The sequence below is a fragment of the Brevibacillus brevis genome (genome assembly GCF_900637055.1).
Classification (GTDB): Bacteria; Bacillota; Bacilli; order Brevibacillales; family Brevibacillaceae; genus Brevibacillus; species Brevibacillus brevis.
Genome location: NZ_LR134338.1, coordinates 3083258 through 3106480, shown reverse-complemented (window position 1 = coordinate 3106480; position 23223 = coordinate 3083258). Strand labels below are relative to the sequence as shown.

At 49.5% G+C, this 23223-nt stretch carries 1 protein-coding gene; it reads left to right on the top strand.

The window, feature by feature from the left end; translation table 11 throughout:
- Nucleotides 1-14: 14 nt before the first annotated feature.
- Nucleotides 15-23219, top strand: coding sequence for a linear gramicidin non-ribosomal peptide synthetase LgrB (gene lgrB / locus EL268_RS14865; RefSeq protein WP_269149403.1), 23205 nt, complete (start codon nucleotides 15-17; stop codon nucleotides 23217-23219).
- Nucleotides 23220-23223 lie beyond the last annotated feature (4 nt).

The window sequence follows — 23223 nt, the reverse complement described above, 5'->3', positions numbered from 1 at the left end:
GGAGGAGAGCAGACGTGTCTAGTAAAAAGATCGCCAATATATATCCGTTATCTCCAATGCAAGAGGGAATGTTATTTCATTCCCTCCTGGACGAAGGAACAGAGTCCTATTTTGAACAATTGCGCTTTACCATTAGAGGACTCATCGATCCAGCTATTCTCGAACAAAGCTTAAACGCGCTGATCGAGCGACACGATATTCTCCGGACTGTCTTTATCCTTGAGAAGGTTCAAAAGCCGCGACAAATTGTACTCAAGGAAAGAAAGACAAACATTCAGTTGCTAGATATCACACACCTCTCTGAAGACGAGCAAGCCGTCTTTTTGGAGGACTTTGCTAAAAGAGAGCGTCAGAAAAACTTTGATTTGGCAAAAGATGTGCTCGTTCGACTTACTCTTGTCCAAACCTCTTCTGATGCATATACACTGATCTGGAGTCACCATCACATCTTGCTCGACGGCTGGTGCATTCCGATTGTGTTACATGACTTTTTCCAAATCTATCAACAATTAAAAGACGGACGACCAGTAAATCTCGGCCAAGTTTATCCGTATAGCCAGTACATAAGCTGGTTAGGCGAACAGGACGCAGAAGAGGCAAAAGTCAACTGGTCACGGTATTTAAGCGGCTATGAGCCAAGCACATTTATTCAAAAGCAAGGTACCGGAATCAAATACAATCAAGCAGAGCTGGTCTTCACGATTGGTCAGTCATTGACGAACCAATTGAATAAAATCGCAAGACAATTGCAAGTAACTGTAAACAATCTCTTTCGTACAATTTGGGGTCTCATGTTGCAGCGTCAAAGCAATATCGATGATGTTGTATTTGGATCGGTTGTCTCTGGCCGTCCAATCGATATCCCGAACGTCGAGCAGATGGTTGGACTTTTCATCAATACCGTACCTGTCCGTGTTCAGATGAGAGAGAATCAAACGTTTTCTGATCTGGTGAAACAAGTACAAGAAGAGTCGAGCTCGCTGGAAAAATATCATTATCTTTCCCTTGCCGACATTCAGAAAAATCAACAACTGATCGATCATATTATTTTGTTCCAAAACTATCCGATGGGCGCAGAGCTTTTGACCCGTCTGAACCAATATAACCAAGAATTCACTCTCACCAATCTGCATGCTTTTGAACAAACCAACTACGACCTAAACATAATGGTCACCTCAGACGATACCCTCACTGTTACGTATCTATACAATGCATCCGTATTTACGGAAGAGCAACTCCAACACCTCAACCAACAACTCACGACTATCATGACGCAAGTGACAAATACACCGGATATCCTTCTGAAAAATCTAGAAGTGGTACATTCCGAAGAGAAGCACCTTCAGCTCCATACTTTTAATGATACATATCGCAATTATCCTGTTGATTATCTGATTCACCAAATTTTTGAAGAGCGTGCAGAGAAACAACCACACCACATTGCGCTGGTCATGGGAGAGCAAAAGCTTACGTATCGTGAGCTAAACGAAAAGGCAAATCAACTTGCTACATTTTTACGTGCAAAAGGGGTCGGACCAGAAAGTATTGTCAGCTTGCTCACAGAACGCTCAGCGGAAATGATCATTGCCATTCTCGCGATTTTTAAAGCAGGCGGAGCATATTTACCAATCGACCCGGCGCATCCGAAGGAACGCATCGAATACATTTTGCAGGATAGCGGCAGTGTGCTGCTTCTTACAAAAAAACGCTTTTTAGAGGCAATTGATTTTGCTGATCGGATCTTTGATCTAGAGGCGGATGAGCTTTATCAGGGAGCATCGGGTAATCTTGCGAATGTAGCCCAAACGAGTAATCTTGCATACGTCATCTATACATCGGGTTCGACAGGCAAACCGAAAGGCGTCATGATCGAGCATGCGAGCCTATTAAATCAAATCTTCGCACTGCAAGAGAAATATCCGCTACAAGAAAAAGATGCGTATTTGTTAAAAACGACCTATACCTTCGACGTATCTGTCGCAGAAATCTTCGGCTGGATTCTCGGCAACGGCAGACTGGTGATTCTCGAACCTGGCGCGGAGAAAGATCCTGCCAAAATTTGGGAAACCGTTGTAAATTATGACGTAACTCATGTCAATTTTGTTCCATCCATGCTCATTCCGTTTGTCGAGTATCTCGAGGGGCGTAAAGAGGAAAACCGACTGCGATACATCATGGCTGCCGGGGAAGCAATGCCGAATGATCTTGCGCCAAAAGTATACAACGTATTGCCAGAAGTGAAAGTGGAGAACATCTATGGTCCGACAGAAGCTACCATTTATGCTTCCTGCTACTCACTCAAGGTAGACATGATAGAAAATCCTGTGCCCATCGGAAAGCCGTTGGCGAACTATCAAATGCATATCGTCAATCAATACGGGCAATTACAGCCAATCGGAGTTCCTGGTGAATTATGCATTGCCGGAGCTGGTTTGGCGAGGGGTTATCTAAATAATGAAGAATTGACGAACGAAAAGTTTGTTCCCCATCCGTTTGAAGCAGGCAAACGCATGTACCGTACAGGCGACCTGGCTCGTTATCGCAAGGATGGAAACATCGAATACCTCGGACGCATCGACCATCAAGTGAAAATTCGTGGCTTTCGGATTGAGTTGAACGAAATTCGTAGCCGGTTGATCGAAGAAGAATCAATTCGCGATGCAGTGGTAGTGGCACACACGGATCATAACCAACAAGCGTATCTATGCGCCTATATCATCGCCGATCAGGTGTGGACGGTTGCCTCCTTACGTACACTGCTTCGGCAAACGCTGCCAGATTACATGATTCCGTCTCATTTCATTCAAATGGAAGAGTTCCCGCTTACCTCGAGCGGCAAAATTGATCGCAAAGCTTTGCCACTCCCAGATGGCAATGTGCAAACAGGCAACCCGTACAGTGCGCCGCGCAATCCGATTGAGGAATTGCTCGCCCGGATTTGGGAGGAGGTTCTGGGTGTATCACAAGTCGGGATTCACAATAACTTTTTCGAATTGGGAGGGCATTCGCTTTTAGCGACACAATTGCTGTCCCGTACATCGAAAGTATTTCAGACCCAGCTTCAGATGCGTGAGATTTTTACCTATCAGACGGTAGCAGAATTAGCTGAACGTATTCAATTCACTCGCCAAGGTGCGGAGCCGATAAAGCAAAGCCCGATCCAGCCGTTTTCCTTGGACAGTTCTCAAGAGTTACCGCTGTCTTACGCTCAACAACGTCTATGGTTCCTTGATCGACTGATCCCGAATAGCGCCATGTACAACATTCCGGTCGGATTCCATCTGCGTGGAGCAGTCGATACGAATGCAATGGAACGTGCTTTGAATGAAATCATCAAACGGCATGAATCCCTTCGAACAACGGTTATGGACATAGAAGGACGAGCGGTCCAAGTGATTCATACAAATGTACATTTGTCACTTCCTGTCACTGATCTTCGCGGCATGCCAGCAGCGGAAAAAGACGCTAGATGGATGAGTATGGTGGAAGAAGATGGCGCGACTCCATTCCAACTGGATCAATGGCCGTTGATGCGGGCCGCGTTGATCCGACTGAAGGAAGAAGAGTCCATTCTCTGGATGAATATGCATCACATCATCTCAGACGGTTGGTCCATGGATGTATTGGTGAACGAGCTAAGCGCAGTGTATGAAGCATTCGTCAAAGAAGCAGAGGTACCGCTTGCCGATTTACCCATTCAATATCGCGATTACGCAATCTGGCAACGGGAGAACTGGCAAAACAATGTATGGGAGCAGCAGCTCAGCTATTGGAAAAAGAAGCTGGGCCAGAGTGAACCACTTTTGCCACTTCCAACCGATCGTCCACGGACAGTCGTGCAAAGCTATCGCGGTGACAATTATTCTTTCTACGTTCCGAGTGAAGTAGGGCAAAAGCTACGCGAGCTTGGACGGCAAGAAGGCGCGACACTGTTCATGACGCTCTTAGCGGCATTCAAGCACTTCATGTACCGCTATACGCATAGCACAGATATTCTGATAGGCACACCTGTTGCGGGACGTAATCATCAGGAAATAGAAAACCTGATCGGATTCTTTGTCAACATGCTGGTTCTTCGTACTGACCTGTCTGGCGACCCTACATTCGTTGAGCTGTTACGACGTGTTCGTGAGACGGCATTTGATGCTTTTGCCAATCAGGATATTCCTTTTGAAAAATTGGTCGATGAATTACAAATTGAACGTAGTCTCAGCTACTCGCCGCTATTCCAGATTCTTTTCTCCGTACAGGGAATGTCAACGGGAGTACGTAAAGGTGAGACGATATCCATTACACCTAATGAAGTCAATCTTAACAAGACGACCAAATTTGATTTGACTCTCACCATGATTGAAGACGAGGATTACGGATTCAAAGGTGTGTTTGAATACAGTACAGATCTATTTGATCGTACGACGATTGAGCGCATGGCAGAGCATTTCCGCAATCTTTTACAAGCTATTGCGACCAATCCAACTCAGAAAATAACGGAAGTTGAGCTGTTGGGCGATGTGGAACGAGATCAGCTACTCGTAGGTTGGAATGATACTGAGGTTGATTATTCCCGCGATCTTTGCGTACACGAACGTGTTGCCCAGATCGCACAAAAGTTGCCTGATCAAATTGCAGTTTCGGGTGAGCAAGGTGCAATCACCTATGCAGACCTGGATGCGAAGGCCAATCAGCTCGCTCATATGTTGCTAAAACAAGGGATTGGCTCGGAAGACTTGGTAGGAATCTGCGTGGAGCGTTCCATCGAGATGTTGATCGGTCAACTCGCGATTCTCAAAGCAGGTGCAGCTTATGTGCCGATGGACCCTGCATACCCGCAAGAACGACTCGCTTATATGATCAAGAACGCACAGATGTCTTTGGTCTTAACCCAAGAGCGGTTGGTAGGTGCATTACCAGAAGGAGCTGCAACGTTCCTTTGCTTGGATCGAGATTGGCATGTCATGGCTGAGATGAGTTCGGTTGCGCCAGCGGTTACGTCCAAAGCAGAACAACTCGCCTATGTCATCTATACGTCAGGTTCTACAGGAACGCCAAAGGGAGTGGAGATCGAGCACGGATCACTCTTGAATCTAGTCAATTGGCATCAGCGAGCGTACAACGTAATCGCGGCGGATCGTGCATCGCAAATAGCTGGTACAGCTTTTGATGCTTCGGTGTGGGAGATTTGGCCATATTTGACCGCGGGTGCTACGATTTGCCTGCCACAGGAAGAGATTCGTCTCGTACCGGAAAAACTGCGTAATTGGTTAGTCGAATCAGGCATCACGATAAGCTTTTTACCAACGCCATTGGCAGAGAGCCTGCTTACTTTGAATTGGCCAGCCGAAACAGTATTGCGCTACATGTTGACGGGTGGTGATACCTTGCACCAATACCCGTCTGCGAATGTACCGTTTACGCTGGTAAACCAATATGGCCCAACGGAAAATACTGTCGTTGCTACTGCTGGCATCGTGCCCGTGCAGGGAGAACGAGAAGCGGCTCCTTCCATTGGACGTCCCATTGACAACGTATCAGCCTATGTACTCGACGCAAGCAGAAAGCCTGTACCTGTAGGAGTTGTCGGGGAGCTTTACATCGCGGGGAAAAGCTTGGCACGCGGCTATCTGAATCGTCCTGACCTGACGGAAGCCAGCTTTGTACCCAATCCGTTCTCTACGAATGAAGGGGCACGGATGTATCGCACTGGCGACTTGGTTCGATATTTGGTGGATGGTAATTTGGAGTTTATTGGACGCGCTGATGATCAAGTAAGCATTCGCGGATTCAGGGTTGAGCTGGGGGAAATAGAGTCGGCTTTGTATGCACATGCAGCGGTCTCGGAAGCAGTGGTGATCGTCAGGGAAGATCTGACGCCTGGAGTGAAACGACTGGTGGCTTATGCCGTGCTTCATGTGGGAGAAGAGGTACAGACGAATGAATTACGTCAGTCTTTGAAAGATAGACTTCCAGACTACATGGTGCCATCTCTCATCATACTGATGGATGCCCTACCTCTTACTCCAAACGGAAAAGTAGATCGCCGTGCTCTGCCGGTACCCGATGCCTTGCGAGCCCAATGGGAAGACTGCTTTGTTGCCCCAGAAACGGAAATAGAACGCAAGCTGGCCGAAATCTGGCAAGGAGTTCTAGGTGTAGAGTCAATCGGGATTCACGATAACTTTTTCGAACTGGGCGGCGACTCGATTCTGACTATTCAAATTGTGTCGCGTGCCAATCAGGCGGGTATCCGATTTACACCAAAGCACTTGTTTGACTCTCAAACATTGGCAGAATTGGCCGCAAGTGTAGCTGTTCTAGAGGATGCACCACAACTGCATATGGAGCAGGGTGTTGTTACAGGCGACTTGCCTCTGACGCCCATTCAGACGTGGTTCTTTGAGCAGGAAATTTGCAATATCAACTACTGGAACCAATCAGTCATGCTTGCTGTGCGTGAAGAAATGGATGCAAGTATGCTGGCAAAAGCTTTTGCGACGATTCTTGCTCACCATGATGCCTTGCGCCTGCGTTTTCGGAACGTCAATGGAAAATGGGAGCAATATCATGATGTCGTTTCGGATGAGGACGTGTTTCAGGTAGTAGATTTGACGGCTGTGCTTGAGACGGAAATAGAGGAGCAAATGCAAGCCATCGCAGACGAGCTACAAGAAAGTCTGCATATCGAAAAAGGACCATTGCTTCGTGCTGCATACTTCCAATGCGAGGCCAAACAGCGTCTGTTCATTGCGATTCATCATCTCGCTGTCGATGGCGTTTCCTGGCGAATTATTCTGGAAGACTTACAAACGGCCTATCAACAATTGACAGGGTTGCAACAGCTGAATTTGCCTCAGAAGACGACTTCTTTCAAGCGTTGGTCGGAACAGTTGACACAGTATGCTCAGCAAAGCGTAGTCGACGAATACTGGGCGAATCTGGATACAAGTCAAGTATTCAATCTGCCTGTTGACCATCCGAATGGAAAGAACACAGAAAGTCTGGCCGTACAACTAAAGGTAAAGCTGGGCGCGGAAGAGACTCGTGCCTTGTTGCAGGAGGTGCCAGCCGCTTACCGCACTCAAATTAACGATGTGTTACTCAGTGCTTTGATCCGCGCATATAACAACTGGACGGGGCAAAAGGCACTCTATATTTCCGTTGAGGGACACGGGCGCGAAGAGATCATCGATGGCGTGGACATTTCTCGTACAGTAGGCTGGTTCACAAGCATGTACCCGGTCTTGCTGGAAATGGAGCCAAAGACAACTTGGAGATCCCTGATCAAATCAATCAAAGAACAATTGCGCACGATTCCTGACAAAGGGATTGGCTACGGCATTCATCGTTATTTAAGCAAAGATGAACAAACGATAAATACCTTGAAAACTTATCCGCAACCTGAGATTAGCTTCAATTATTTAGGACAATTTGATCAGGATCAAACGGCTGATGCTTCCTTGTTCCAGATCATTCCGAACTGGTCAGCATCCAATCTGAGCAAGGATGAAGCCCGACTCCATAAACTTGATTTCCAGAGCATGGTGGCGGGAGATCAGTTAGAAATGACCTGGACGTACAGCGGCGATATGTATGAACAACAAACGATTGAAGAGCTTGCTCGTGACTATGTGCAATCATTGCAAGCGATCATTGCCCATTGCCGCTCTGAAGAGGCAGGTGGCTATACACCTTCCGATTTCCCGTTGGCGGAGTTGGATCAAAAAAGCCTCGACAAGTTCATCGGAAACAATCGTCTGATCGAGAACATTTACACGCTCACCCCGTTACAAGAGGGGATGCTGTTCCACTCTCTTTATGAGCATGCAGGCGGGGACTACGTCGTTCAACTGGTCGTGAATTTGGATCATTTGAATGTGGCGATGTTTTCAGAAGCATGGCAAAAAGTTGTCGAGCGACATGCCATCCTCCGAACCTCCTTCTTATGGAGCGGATTAGAGAAACCGCATCAGGTCGTTCATACAAAAGTCAAAGCACATGTCGAACAACTGGACTGGAGTCACTTAACGAAAGAAAAGCAAGAAGCGAACTTACAAACCTATCTCGAACAAGATCGGAAGCTAGGCTTTGATCTCGCTTACCCGCCATTGATGCGTTGGGCGTTGATTCGTCTCGATTCGAAAACCAGTCAGCTCGTATGGAGCTTTCACCATATGTTGTTGGATGGTTGGAGTACACCGATCGTGTTAAACGATTGGCTGGCATTTTATCAGGCATCCGTTAATGGTATCGAAGCAAAACTGCCTGTCGCCCCTCCGTTTTCCTCTTATATTGCCTGGTTAAAGCAGCAGAGTCTTGAGGCATCCGAGCAGTATTGGCGAAATCACCTGCGGGGCTTCCGCATACCAACTCCCCTTAGCATGGGGAAACCGGGTGGAAGGGTTGAACAACAAAAAGAATACGCAGATCAAATGATTCTTTTATCGAAGGAAACAACTGCGAGTCTGCAATCTTTTGCCCGCAGGCATCAACTGACGATGAATACGCTGGTTCAAGGAGCGTGGGCGTTGATTTTAAGTCGCTACGCAGGTGAGTCGGAAGTGGTATTTGGGACAACCAACCTGGGACGTCCTACAGATTTGCGTGGAGTGGACTCCATGGTGGGTCTGTTTATCAATACGCTGCCTGTTCGTGTACTTTTCTCGGAACAAATGACGGTGATCGACTGGCTGCAGAACATCCAACAGGAACAGAGTGAGATACGTCAGTACGAGTTCACGCCGCTCGTTGACATTCAAAGCTGGAGCGAAGTGCCGCTTGGACAGGCGTTGTTTGACAGTATACTCGTTTTCGAAAACTACATGTCCGGTACAAAAACACAGTCTGATACAGACATGTCGCTAAATGCAATCAAAGCAGTTGAGCAGACGAACTATCCATTGACATTGGTGGCTGCGCCTGGCGAAGAGCTATTGCTCAAGCTGATTTATGAAACAAATCGATTCGAGCAGATCACCATGGATAAGGTATTGGCTCAATTGATCAAAGTATTAGAATCAATGATGGCTCAGCCTACGGATCATCTTTCTGCCATTTCATTCATCACAGACGAGGAACGCCACAAGCTGTTAGTCGAATGGAATGCAACGGAAACGGAATATACTCGTGACGCGGTGATGCACCAGCTGTTTGAAGCACAAGTAGTCGCTACACCGGATGCGGAGGCTTTAATCGTCGGAGAAGAAAGACTGACGTACGCGGAGCTGAACCGACGAGCAAACCAGTTGGCTCACTATCTGCGGGCGCAAGGGATCGGTCCAGAGGTCTTGGTCGCTGTTCTCATGGAACGTACGACTGAGATGATCGTAGCGATGATGGGAATTCTCAAAGCTGGCGGCGCGTATGTACCGATTGATCCCGCCTATCCACAGGAGAGAATCGGCTATACGTTGGAGGATTCGCAAGCGGCGATCCTGCTGACCCAAGGAAGCCTGCTACCGATGCTGCCTGAACATACCGCACAAGTGATCTGCCTGGATCGTGACTGGGAGCAGATCGCGGAGCAAAGCGAAGAGAACCTGCTTAATCTGGTGGAGCCAACCAACCTTTCCTATGTCATCTACACCTCGGGCTCGACAGGTCTGCCTAAAGGGGTAGCAATCCAGCACAGTAGTGTCATTGCCTTCATCGCTTGGGCGAAAACCGTCTTTTCGGCTGAAGAAATGAGTGGGGTGCTCGCCTCCACTTCCATCTGCTTCGATCTGTCTGTCTATGAAATATTCGTGACCTTAGCCTACGGCGGGAAAGTCATCTTGGCTGACAACGCCTTGCATTTGCCGAGCCTGCCAGCAGCCAACGAGGTGACCTTAATCAATACCGTTCCATCGGCGGCCAAAGAACTGGTGCGGATGAACGCGATCTCGTCGACGGTACGAGTGGTCAACCTGGCTGGAGAGCCACTGCCAAACACATTGGCGCAAAGTCTATATGCATTGGAGCATGTGGAAAAAGTCTTTAATCTTTACGGTCCGTCTGAAGATACGACCTACTCCACGTATGTACAGGTGATCAAAGACGCGACAGCTGAACCGACGATTGGCCGTCCTTTGTCCAATACACAAGCCTATATTCTCGATGCCAACCTGCAGCCTGTCCCGTTGGGCTTACCTGGAGAACTGTATCTTGGCGGGGAAGGATTGGCTCGTGGGTACCTGAATCGTCCAGAGCTGACCGCAGAACGATTCTTGTCCAATCCATTCCACGCTGACCCGTATGCACGGATGTACAGCACCGGTGACTTGGTCCGTTATCTCCCAGATGGACAAATCGAGTATCTGGGCCGGATTGATCATCAGGTGAAGATTCGCGGCTATCGGATCGAGTTAGGGGAGTTGGAGGCTGTTCTACGCACCCATCCGGCTGTCAAGGAAGCCGTGGTGATGGCAAGAGAAGACCAGTTGGGTGACAAACGTCTGGCGGCGTATGTGACGACAAAAGAGGAGAGTAGGGAAGAGGGCACTGACTTAGCCGTCTGGGCAAAAGCAAAATTGCCGGAGTTTATGGTTCCATCCGTCTTTGTCTGGCTGGACGCTATGCCGCTCACACCGAACGGCAAGATCGACCGGAAGCAGCTGCCAGAGCCGGAGTGGGGGCAGATGGCTTCTACACAAGAGTATGTAGCGCCACGCAACCAAACAGAGGAGCTGGTCGCCGCGATCTGGTCGCACGTGCTCGGCATCGAAAAAGTCGGGATTCATGACAACTTCTTCGAGCTTGGCGGACATTCTCTCTTAGCGACACGGGTTATTTCCCGCCTTCGTGACATGGTTGCAGGCGAAGTACCTATCCGGACTCTGTTCGAAAACCCAACCATTGCAAAACTGTCCGAAGCACTCGGAAGCCTTTTGCAAGAAACAGCAGGAGCTTCGATCGAACCTGTTTCACGGGAAGGTCATCTACCACTGTCCTTTGCGCAGCAGCGCCTGTGGTTCCTGGATCGTCTGATGCCAGACAGCGCCTTGTACAACATCCCGTCAGCAATGCGTTTGCACGGGTATCTGGATATCGAGGCTTGGAACAAAAGCTTGCAGGTACTGATCCAACGCCACGAAAGCTTGCGGACAACCTTTAGCCACGTGGAAGGGCAAGCCGTACAAATCATTCACCCTTACCAAGAGCAGTCGCTACGTGTCATCGACTTGCGAGAGCTACCAGCGGACGAGTGCGAAGCAGAAACACAGCGTTTGGCAGGAATAGAGGCAGCTACGCCATTCAACCTGAGCGAAGGTCCGTTGTTCCGTACCACCTTGATTCGCATAAGCGATCAAGAAGCCGTCTTCTTATTTAACATGCACCATATTATTTTCGATGGCTGGTCTATCGGTATTTTCATCAAAGAAATGAGAGCACTGTACGAAGCATTTGTTCACGGCAAAGAACCTGTGTTAGCTGATCTGACATTGCAGTACGCCGATTACGCTGTATGGCAACGGAAGTGGATGGAAGAAGATGTGCTTACGCAACAGCTAGCGTACTGGAAAGAAAAGCTAATCGATGCCGAACCACTTTTGGCATTGCCGACAGATCGTCCGCGTCCAGCCGTTCAAAGCCACATGGGAGCGATGTATACCATTACGCTTCCAGCTGAACTGTTAGCAAAGTTGAATATGCTCAGCCGTGAAGAAGGATCGACGCTGTTCATGACCTTACTGGCTGCCTTCCAGACTTTGCTCTACCGCTACAGTGGACAGGAAGACATCCTCGTCGGAAGCCCGGTTGCAGGACGGAATTGGGAGGAGACTGAGTCGCTCATCGGTTTCTTCATTAATACATTGGTGCTGCGTACGGAAATGTCAGGGGAACCGACATTCCGTGACTTGCTGGCAAGAGTGAAGGAGACGGCGCTAGAAGCCTATGCCCATCAGGATCTTCCGTTTGAAAAATTGGTCGATGAACTGGCGCTAGAGCGTAGTCTCAGCTACTCGCCGTTGTTCCAAGTCATGTTTGTCCTCCAAAACTTCCAGCTAGACTTAGACGAAAAGGCTGGCATTCGCGTATCGGAATTCGATATGGACAAACACCTCGTCACGGCCAAATACGACCTGACGTTGACCATGGCTGAAAGACCAAACGGATTGATCGCAACGTTTGAGTACAATACAGCGCTGTTTGATGAAACGACGATCGTACGCATGTCACAGCACTTCTATCACTTACTCGAGGCCATCGTTCAGATGCCGGAGCAGACCATTACCCAATTGCCGTTTTTGCCTCAGGCAGAACGGGAGCAGCTGCTGGTGGAATGGAACGATACCACGACGGCTTACCCGCGGGATCAACGCGTGGATCAATTGTTCCAGCAGACCGCGATGCGTTACCCGAATCGCATTGCAGTCGTATCGGGAGACCAGAGTCTCACATACTCCCAGCTAGAGACACGAGCCAACCAAGTAGCCAACTACCTGCAAAAACAAGGCGTTCGCGCAGGTTCACTCGTCGGTATCTGCGTGAAGCGTTCTCTCGAAATGCTGATCGGGGTGCTTGGGATTCTCAAAGCTGGTGGCGCTTATGTACCGCTCGATTCGGATTATCCGAAAGAACGTATGGCATACATGATGGACGACGCTCGCGTCACTGTTTTGCTCGCGCAGGAGCAGCTTCTACCGTCACTCCCATCTGGAGAGCATAGCGTGATTTGTCTGGATCGCGACTGGGCGATGATTGCCGAAGAAAGTGAACTGGCACCTGACATTGATACAACGTCGGAAAGTCTCGCTTACGTGATCTACACCTCTGGTTCTACCGGGTTGCCAAAAGGAACGCTTGTCATCCATCGAGGCATTGTCCGTCTCGTTAAAGAAACCGACTACGTGACGATCACAGAGCAGGACGTTTTCCTGCAAGCATCGACAGTGTCATTCGATGCGGCGACCTTTGAGATTTGGGGCAGCTTGCTGAATGGGGCACAGCTGGTGCTGATGCCGCCTGACCTGCCTTCCCTGGAAGAACTGGGACAAGCCATTCAGACGCACAAGGTTACGACGCTTTGGCTGACGGCGGGACTGTTCACACTGATGGTGGATCATCACAAAGAGTACCTGACAGGAGTTCGGCAACTACTCGTTGGTGGAGATGTCGTCTCGGTTCCTCACGTAAGAAAAGCCTTGGAAATCGAAGGGGTCACGATTATCAACGGATACGGTCCAACGGAGAACACGACATTCACCTGCTGCTATCCAGTCACGGAGTTGCCAGAGACGATCAGTTCTTTCCCAATTGGCCGTCCCATCAAGAATACGACTGTGTACGTACTGGATAGCAACATGCAGCCCGTCCCGATTGGCGTAACAGGTGAACTGTACATCGGCGGAGATGGTTTGGCAAAAGGATATTTGAATCGTCCTGATTTGACGGAAGAGCGCTTTGTACCAAACCCGTACTCAACTGATCCGCAGGCACGACTGTATCGGACTGGTGACTTGGTTCGTTACCTGCCAGATGGTCTGATCGAATTCATCGGCCGAATCGACAATCAGGTAAAAATCCGCGGATTCCGCATCGAGCTGAGTGAAGTAGAGTCCGTTTTAGCCAAACACCCTGCTCTTGCCGCATCCGTCGTCATTGTCCGCGAAGATGAGCCGGGCAAGAAACAGCTCGTCGCTTATGCGGTCAAGGAAGCGGAGCAAGAATTAGACACAACCGAACTGCGCCAACACTTCAAAGCACATGTTCCAGATTATATGGTGCCATCTGCTTTCGTCATGCTGGATGAATTGCCGCTTACGCCAAACGGGAAAGTAGACCGCCGGGCCCTGCCAAAACCTGACTATGCGAACACAAGTGATGGGGACTACGTTGCACCACATACCTTTATCGAACGCAAACTGTCTGAGATTTGGCAAGACGTTCTCAGAATCGAAGAAATCAGTATCCATTCCAACTTCTTCGAACTCGGAGGGGACTCGATCCTGAGTATCCAAATCGTCTCTCGGGCTAACCAAGCAGGGATTCGTCTTACACCTAAACAGATCTTTGAAAACCAAACAATCGCTGAACTGGCAGCTCTCGTTTCAACAACTGGAAACGGGGAAAATGCTATTCAACTGGCGGAACAAGGCCTCGTGACCGGAAATGTGTTGCTTACGCCAATTCAGAAGTGGTTCTTTGCCGCAAATCAACCGTCTATCCATCACTGGAATCAATCCTTCTTGTTGACAGTCGAGGAACCGGTTGATACGAACGCATTGGAGCGTGCCATTACCGAGTTGCTTGCACACCATGATGCTTTACGCATGCGTTATACCAACAACGACGGTTTATGGTCACAACACATCGAGGGCTTAGGCGAACCTGTACCTTTCCATTTGGTTGATTTGGCTGATCTCTCATCAGAGGAGCAATTCGCGCGACTGGAAGAAATTGCAGGCGAGATGCAAGCGAGTCTGAATATCACAGAAGGGCCTGTGTTCCGAGCTGTGTACTTCCACCTTGGAAAAGAACGCGCGGGACGACTCCTGCTCGTTGTTCATCACTTGGTAGTCGACGGGGTATCTTGGCGCATTTTGCTGGAAGACTTGCAGTTGGCCTATGAGCAAGCTGTAAATGGTCAGGCGTTGCAATTCCCGTCCAAAACGACCTCGTTTAAAGCATGGGCGGGACAGTTACACGCTTATGCCAACTCTGATGCGCTCGAAAAGGAAAAAGCCTTTTGGGCAAATCAAGCGTATGAAGTGGATCCACTTCCTGTCGACCGTACGTATGAGCCAGCTCAAAACACCGAGGCATCCACGAAACAGATTACACTTACGCTGACCGCCGAAGAGACGCGCAACTTGCTTCACGAAACGCTCCCTTCCTACCGTCTGCAAATCAATGACGTATTGCTTGCTTCCTTGGCAAAAGCGCTGAATCGATGGACAGGAAAAGAGACGATGGTCGTAACTCTGGAAGGACATGGACGCGAGGAGATTATCGAGGGAGCAGATTTATCCCGTACGGTTGGCTGGTTCACAAGTATGTACCCGATACAGATTTCTACCGAGCAAGAAAAACCTTGGGGACATACGCTGAAGGCAGTCAAGGAACAGCTCCGCCAGATTCCAAATAAGGGTGTCGGCTATGGAATTTTGCGCTATCTATGCGATGATCTTGAACTACAACACCAACTGAACGCCCAACCGAAACCGCAAATCAGCTTCAACTACCTCGGGCAATTTGATCAGACGGTGGCGGTTTCCTCTACGTTTGGCATAGCATCTGAATGCAGTGGAGCCAATCTTGCCCCTGATTCCATTCGAGGGAACTTGTTAGATATCATTAGTGCGGTTACAGGAGATCAGCTACACGTCACTTGGTTGTACAACGAAAACATCCATGACGAACAGACGATTGCAACGGTTGCTGATGATTACATGGCAGCACTGCGGGAGATTATGTCTTACACGCAAGCGGCAGATGAAATCGGCTACACACCGTCAGACTTCCCGCTGGCTAACCTAAATCAGCAGTCAATCGACAAATACATCGCTTCGGATCGGCAGATCGAAAGTGTATATGCGCTGACACCACTGCAAGAGGGGATGCTGTTCCACTCCCTGTATGAACAAGAGGGCGGCGATTATGTTGTACAGTTCCTCATGACAGTGCGAGATATTAGCTTGGAAGTATTCGAGCAAGCATGGCAGAAAATAGTCGACCGCCATTCGATTCTTCGTACCTCCTTTATCTGGGAAGGATTGGAACAACCGCATCAAATCGTCCGAAAACAAGTTAAAGTAAGCGTCGAAAAAATCGACCTACGCCATGTGGATGTCGATAAGCAGGAAGCTGAAATCCAGTCGTACATGGAAAAAGACCGGGTGAGAAACTTCCCGTTTAATCAGGCGCCATTGATGCGTTGGACATTGTTTTGCACGAACGACAATACGTATCGCTTCTTATGGAGCTTCCATCATATCTTGCTAGATGGCTGGAGTATGCCACTTGTCTTGCAAGATTGGCAGGCAAGTTACCAAGCGATCGATAAAGGCGAAGAAGAAAAATTAGAAGCAGTCCAACCATTCAGCCGCTATATCGCATGGCTCAATAAGCAAGATAAACAAGTTGCGGAGCGCTATTGGCGCGAGCAGTTAAAAGGCTTCTACGAGCCAACACCACTTGCTATGGGAAAAGCAGGCAGTCATGCCATACAGCCTAAAGCCTACAGAGATCGAACCGTTTCCTTATCCAAGGAAGTAACGGCCCACCTGCAAGCTTTTGCCCGCAAGCAGCAGTTGACGATAAATACGTTGGTGCAAGGGGCATGGGCACTCATCCTGAGTGGTTACAGCGGATCAGACGATGTTGTCTTTGGAACGACAGTTTCTGGTCGTCCAGCAGACCTGCCAGGAGTGGAAAACATGGTAGGACTGTTTATTAATACGCTACCTGTCCGCGTCGTGTTTGACCCAAGCCAAACGATACAGGAATGGTTACAACACTTGCAAAAGACACAATTAGACATCCGCCAGTACGAATACACACCACTTGTAGACGTCCAAGGCTGGAGCGAGGTCCCACATGGACAATCGTTGTTCGACAGTATTCTCGTTTTTGAGAACTACCTGAACAGTACAAGTGAGGATTCAGATTCCGGAGTGTCGCTGAGTGAAGTCCAAGCAGTGGAGCAAACCAATTACCCATTGACATTGGTGGCGGCTCCTGGCGATGAACTTGCTCTCAAATTGATCTATGAGCAAGGACGTTTTGATCCGGAAGTGATTGGTAAGGTATTAGAACAGATGTCACAGGTTCTACATGCCCTAACTGCCCAAGCGGAACAACCGTTGACTACACTTTCATTTATTACGGACGAGGAACGCCACAAGCTGTTAGTCGAATGGAACGCGACGGAAACGGAATATGCTCGTGACACAGTGGTGCACCAGCTGTTTGAAGCACAAGTAGTCGCTACACCGGATGCGGAGGCTTTAATCGTCGGAGAAGAAAGACTGACGTACGCCGAGCTGAACCGCCGAGCAAACCAGTTGGCTCACTATCTGCGGGCGCAAGGGATCGGTCCAGAGGTCTTGGTCGCTGTTCTCATGGAACGTACGACTGAGATGATCGTAGCGATGATGGGAATTCTCAAAGCTGGCGGCGCGTATGTACCGATTGATCCCGCCTATCCACAGGAGAGAATCGGCTATACGTTGGAGGATTCGCAAGCGGCGATCCTGTTGACCCAAGGAAGCCTGCTACCGATGCTGCCTGAACATACCGCACAAGTGATCTGCCTGGATCGTGACTGGGAGCCTATCGCGGAGCAAAGCGAAGAGAACCTGCTTAGTCTGGTAGAGCCAACGAACCTCTCCTATGTCATTTACACCTCAGGCTCGACAGGTCTGCCCAAAGGGGTAGCGATTCAGCACAGTAGTGTCATTGCCTTTATCGCTTGGGCGAAAACCGTCTTTTCGGCTGAAGAAATGAGTGGGGTGCTCGCCTCTACTTCTATCTGCTTCGACCTGTCTGTCTATGAAATATTCGTGACCTTAAGCTACGGCGGGAAAGTCATCCTGGCTGACAACGCCTTGCATGTACCGAGCCTGCCAGCAGCCAACGAGGTGACCTTAATCAATACCGTTCCATCGGCGGCCAAAGAACTGGTGCGGATGAACGCGATCCCGTCCACGGTACGAGTGGTCAACCTGGCTGGAGAGCCACTGCCAAACACATTGGCGCAAAGTCTATATGCACTGGAGCATGTGGAAAAAGTCTTTAATCTCTATGGTCCGTCTGAAGATACGACCTACTCCACATATGTGCAGGTCACCAAAGGCGCGACGTCAGAACCGACGATTGGCCGTCCTTTGTCCAATACACAAGCGTATATTCTCGATGCCAACCTGCAGCCTGTACCGTTGGGCTTACCTGGAGAACTGTATCTTGGCGGGGAAGGATTGGCGCGCGGGTACCTGAATCGCCCAGAGCTGACAGCAGAACGATTCTTGTCCAACCCATTCCACGCTGACCCGCATGCACGGATGTACAGCACCGGTGACTTGGTCCGTTATCTCCCAGATGGACAAATCGAGTATCTGGGTCGGATTGATCATCAGGTGAAGATTCGCGGCTATCGGATCGAGTTAGGGGAGTTGGAGGCTGTCCTTCGCACCCATCCGGCTGTCAAGGAAGCCGTGGTGATGGCAAGAGAAGACCAGCTGGGTGACAAACGTCTGGCGGCGTATGTTACGACAAAAGAGGAAAATAGGGAAGAGGCTACTGACTTTGCTGTCTGGGCAAAAGCAAAATTGCCGGAGTTTATGGTTCCATCCGTCTTTGTCTGGCTGGAAGCTATGCCGCTCACACCGAACGGCAAGATCGACCGGAAGCAACTGCCAGAGCCGGAGTGGGGGCAGATGGCTTCTACACAAGAATATGTAGCGCCACGCAACCAAACAGAGGAGCTGGTCGCCGCGATCTGGTCGCACGTGCTCGGCATCGAAAAAGTCGGGATTCATGACAACTTCTTCGAGCTTGGCGGACATTCTCTCTTAGCGACACGGGTTATTTCCCGTCTTCGTGACATGTTTGCAGGAGAAGTACCTATCCGGACTCTGTTCGAAAACCCAACCGTTGCAGAACTGTCCGAAGTACTCGGTAGCTTTTTGCAAGAAACAGGTGCCTCGATCGAACCTGTTTCACGGGAAGGTCATCTACCACTGTCCTTTGCACAGCAGCGCCTGTGGTTCCTGGATCGTCTGATGCCAGACAGCGCCTTGTACAACATCCCGTTAGCGATTCGATTGCACGGGGACCTGAATATGGAGGCTTGGAACAAGAGCTTGCAGGTACTGATCCAGCGCCATGAAAGCTTGCGGACAACCTTTGACCACGTAGATGGGCAAGCCGTGCAAATCATACATCCTTACCAAGAGCAGCAGTTACGTGTCATCGACTTGCGGGAGCTACCAGCGGACGAGTGTGAAGCAGAAACACAGCGTTTGGCAGGAAGAGAGGCAGCTACGCCATTCAACCTGAGCGAAGGTTCGTTGTTCCGTACCACCTTGATTCGCATAAGCGAGCAAGAAACGGTCTTCCTTTTGAACATGCATCACATCATCTCTGACGGTTGGTCGATGGGAGTATTCATTCGCGAATGGTTCACCATCTACGAAGCGATTAGCCAAAACGACATACCAGCCTTAGTTGATTTACCTGTGCAGTATGCCGACTACGCGGCTTGGCAACGCGAGTGGCTCCAGGGTTCGGTATTAGACGAACAGCTTTCGTACTGGAGTGAAAAATTAAGTGGTGCGGAACCGCTTCTCACCTTGCCGACAGACCGTTCACGTCCTGCTGTACAAACGTACGAGGGAGCGATTTATTCAACGACGCTCGCAGGTGAACTTCTCGACAAATTACAAGCACTTAGCCGTAAAGAAGAATCGACGCTGTTCATGACCTTGCTGGCAGCCTTCCAAACTTTGCTCTACCGCTACAGTGGACAGGAAGACATCCTCGTCGGAAGCCCTGTCGCAGGACGCAATAGACCAGAGACGGAACAAATGATTGGATTCTTCATTAATACATTGGTGCTGCGTACGGATATGTCAGGGGAGCCGACATTCCGTGACTTGCTGGCAAGAGTAAAGGAGACGTCGCTAGAAGCCTATGCCCATCAGGATCTTCCTTTCGAAAAATTGGTCGATGAACTGGCGCTAGAGCGTAGTCTCAGCTACTCGCCGCTGTTCCAAGTCATGTTTGTCCTCCAAAACTTCCAGCTAGACTTAGACGAAAAGGCTGGCATTCGCGTATCGGAATTCGATATGGACAAACACCTCGTCACGGCCAAATACGACCTGACGTTGACGATGGCAGAAAAACAAAACGGATTGATCGCAACGTTTGAGTACAATACAGCGCTGTTTGATGAAACGACGATCGTACGCATGTCACAGCACTTCCATCACTTACTCGAAGCCATCGCTCAGATGCCGGAGCAGACCATTACCCAATTGCCGTTTTTGCCTCAGGCAGAACGCGAGCAGCTGCTGGTGGAATGGAACGATACCACGACGGCTTACCCGCGGGATCAACGCGTGGATCAATTGTTCCAGCAGACCGCGATGCGTTATCCGAATCGCATTGCAGTCGTATCGGGAGACCTGAGTCTCACATACTCCCAGCTAGAGACACGATCCAACCAAGTAGCCAACTACCTGCAAAAACAAGGCGTTCGCGCAGGTTCACTTGTCGGTATCTGCGTGAAACGTTCTCTCGAAATGCTGATCGGGGTGCTCGGGATTCTCAAAGCTGGTGGGGCTTATGTACCGCTCGATTCGGATTATCCAAAAGAACGTCTGGCATACATGATGGACGATGCTCACGTCACTGTTTTGCTCACACAGGAGCAGCTTCTACCGTCACTCCCATCTGGAGAGCATACCGTGATTTGTCTGGATCGCGACTGGGCGATGATTGCCGAAGAAAGTGAACTGGCACCTGACTTGGACACAACAGCGGAAAGTCTCGCTTACGTGATCTACACCTCTGGTTCTACCGGGTTGCCAAAAGGAACGCTTGTCATCCATCGAGGCATTGTCCGTCTCGTTAAAGAAACCGACTACGTGACGATCACAGAGCAGGACATATTCCTGCAAGCATCGACAGTGTCATTCGATGCGGCGACCTTTGAGATTTGGGGCAGCTTGCTGAATGGGGCAAAGCTGGTGCTGATGCCGCCTGATCTGCCTTCCCTGGAAGAACTGGGACAAGCCATTCAGACGCATAAGGTTACGACGCTTTGGCTGACGGCGGGCCTGTTCACTCTGATGGTGGATCATCACAAAGAGTACTTGACGGGGGTTCGGCAACTTCTCGTTGGTGGGGATGTCGTCTCGGTTCCTCACGTAAGAAAAGCCTTGGAAATCGAAGGGATCACGATTATCAATGGATACGGTCCAACGGAGAATACGACATTCACCTGCTGCTATCCGGTCACAGAGTTGCCTGAGTCGATCAGTTCTTTCCCGATTGGCCGTCCTATCAAGAATACGACTGTGTACGTACTGGATAGTCAAATGCAGCCCGTCCCGATTGGGGTAACAGGTGAGCTGTACATCGGCGGAGATGGTCTGGCGCAAGGATATTTGAATCGTCCTGACTTGACGGAAGAACGCTTTGTACCAAACCCGTTCTCAACCAATCCGCAGGCACGACTGTATCGGACTGGTGACTTGGTTCGTTACCTGCCAGATGGTCTGATCGAATTCATCGGCCGAATCGACAATCAGGTAAAAATCCGCGGATTCCGCATCGAGCTGAGTGAAGTAGAGTCCGTTTTAGCCAAACACCCTGCTCTTGCCGCATCCGTCGTCATTGTCCGCGAAGATGAACCGGGCAAGAAACAGCTCGTCGCTTACGCGGTCAAGCAAGCGGAGCAAGAGGTTGACATAGCTGAACTGCGCCAACACTTCAAAGCACATGTTCCGGATTATATGGTTCCTTCCGCTTTCGTCATGCTGGATGAATTGCCGCTTACGCCAAACGGAAAAGTAGACAGAAAAGCACTTCCTGTCCCTGTCTATGAACGCAGCCAAGATGTTGATTCGTTTACAGAGGCTACCAACCTCATCGAACAAAGACTGACGGAAATCTGGTGCGCCGTTCTGCGAATGGATCGCATTGGCATTCACGATAACTTTTTTGAGCTTGGGGGAGACTCCATCCTCAGCATTCAGATCGTCGCGCGTGCAAACAAAGCTGGCATCCATCTCACTCCGAAGAATCTTTTTGACCATCAAACGATCGCAGAGTTGGCAAAGGTTGCAGGCCAAAGCACGAAAATGGAAGCAGAGCAAGGAATGGTAACAGGTGAAGCTCCACTATTGCCGATCCAAAAATGGTTCTTCGAGCAAGAGCAACCAACACCACATCACTGGAACCAATCAATGCTCCTGCAAGTGAACGAACAATTGGACGAAGAGCATCTGGGAGAAGCCATTACCGACCTGATCGTTCACCACGACGCACTCCGCCTGCGTTATGCCTACACAGATGGACAGTGGAAGCAGACACACGTAGAAGTCGATTCGGAAGTACCGCTCATCGTGGAGGATCTTAGCATCATCTCGCCAGCTCAGCACATGAGAAAAATCGAGAAACTTTCACACCAAGCACAAGCGAGCCTGAATTTGGAAAACGGACCACTCATGAAGATCGTGTACTTCGATCTCGGGTATGATCGACCGGGCCGTTTGCTGATTGTCATCCACCATTTGGTGGTAGACGGCGTATCGTGGCGAGTGCTGATCGAAGACTTGCAAACGGCATATAGGCAGGCTGCGGAGGGAGCAGAGATTCAATTGCCAGCAAAGACAACCTCCTACAAAGCATGGGCAGAAAAAATGAATGAGTACGCATCTTCTGAACATATTGTCGCTGAAAGGGAGTACTGGATAGCTGCAGCAGACGAGATGGTGTCCTTTACACCGCCAATCCATGACGGTGAGTTGAACACAGAAGGAAACTGCCGGACGATTACGATTTCTATGGAGGAAGAAGAGACAGAAACCCTGCTGCAGAAAGTACCGTCCCGTTACCGCGCGCAAATTAATGATGTCCTATTGACCGCGTTAGCATTGGCACATGCCAAATGGACGGGAGAACAATCCCTGCTAGTCAACCTTGAAGGTCACGGTCGTGAAGAATTGTTCTCGGAGGTCGATCTATCCCGTACAGTCGGCTGGTTTACGTCCATGTATCCACTCCTGATTCGACTGGATCAGAACATGTCTCAGGAAAATGCGCTGGTAATAGTCAAAGAGAAGCTACAACAAATTCCGAACAAAGGCCTTGGATATGGCATCCTGCGCTACCTGACGAAAGATAACGAGGTGTCCGAAAAGCTAGCGGCTATTCCGCAACCACCGATTAGCTTCAACTATCTGGGACAATTCAATCAGGCGGGAGAAGGAGATTCCCTGTTTGGATTTGCGGCAGGAGAAAGAGGCTCCAACATCAGTCCGGACAACAGACGGGCGCATCTGATTGATGTGGTAGGAGTAGTCACAGAAGGCAAGCTGAACCTTAGCTTCCTCTACAGCGAGACATTGCATAGCGAAGCGAGCGTAGAGACTTTCGCCCATCATTTCACGGAAATCCTGCGTTCACTGATACAAGCGGAAAAGCAAAGCTATAAAGCCGAAGACTTCGAGGATGCAGACCTGAGTCAAACTGCGTTAAACAAGGTTCTCTCCAAGCTGAAGAAAAGAAAGGGGAATTAATCCA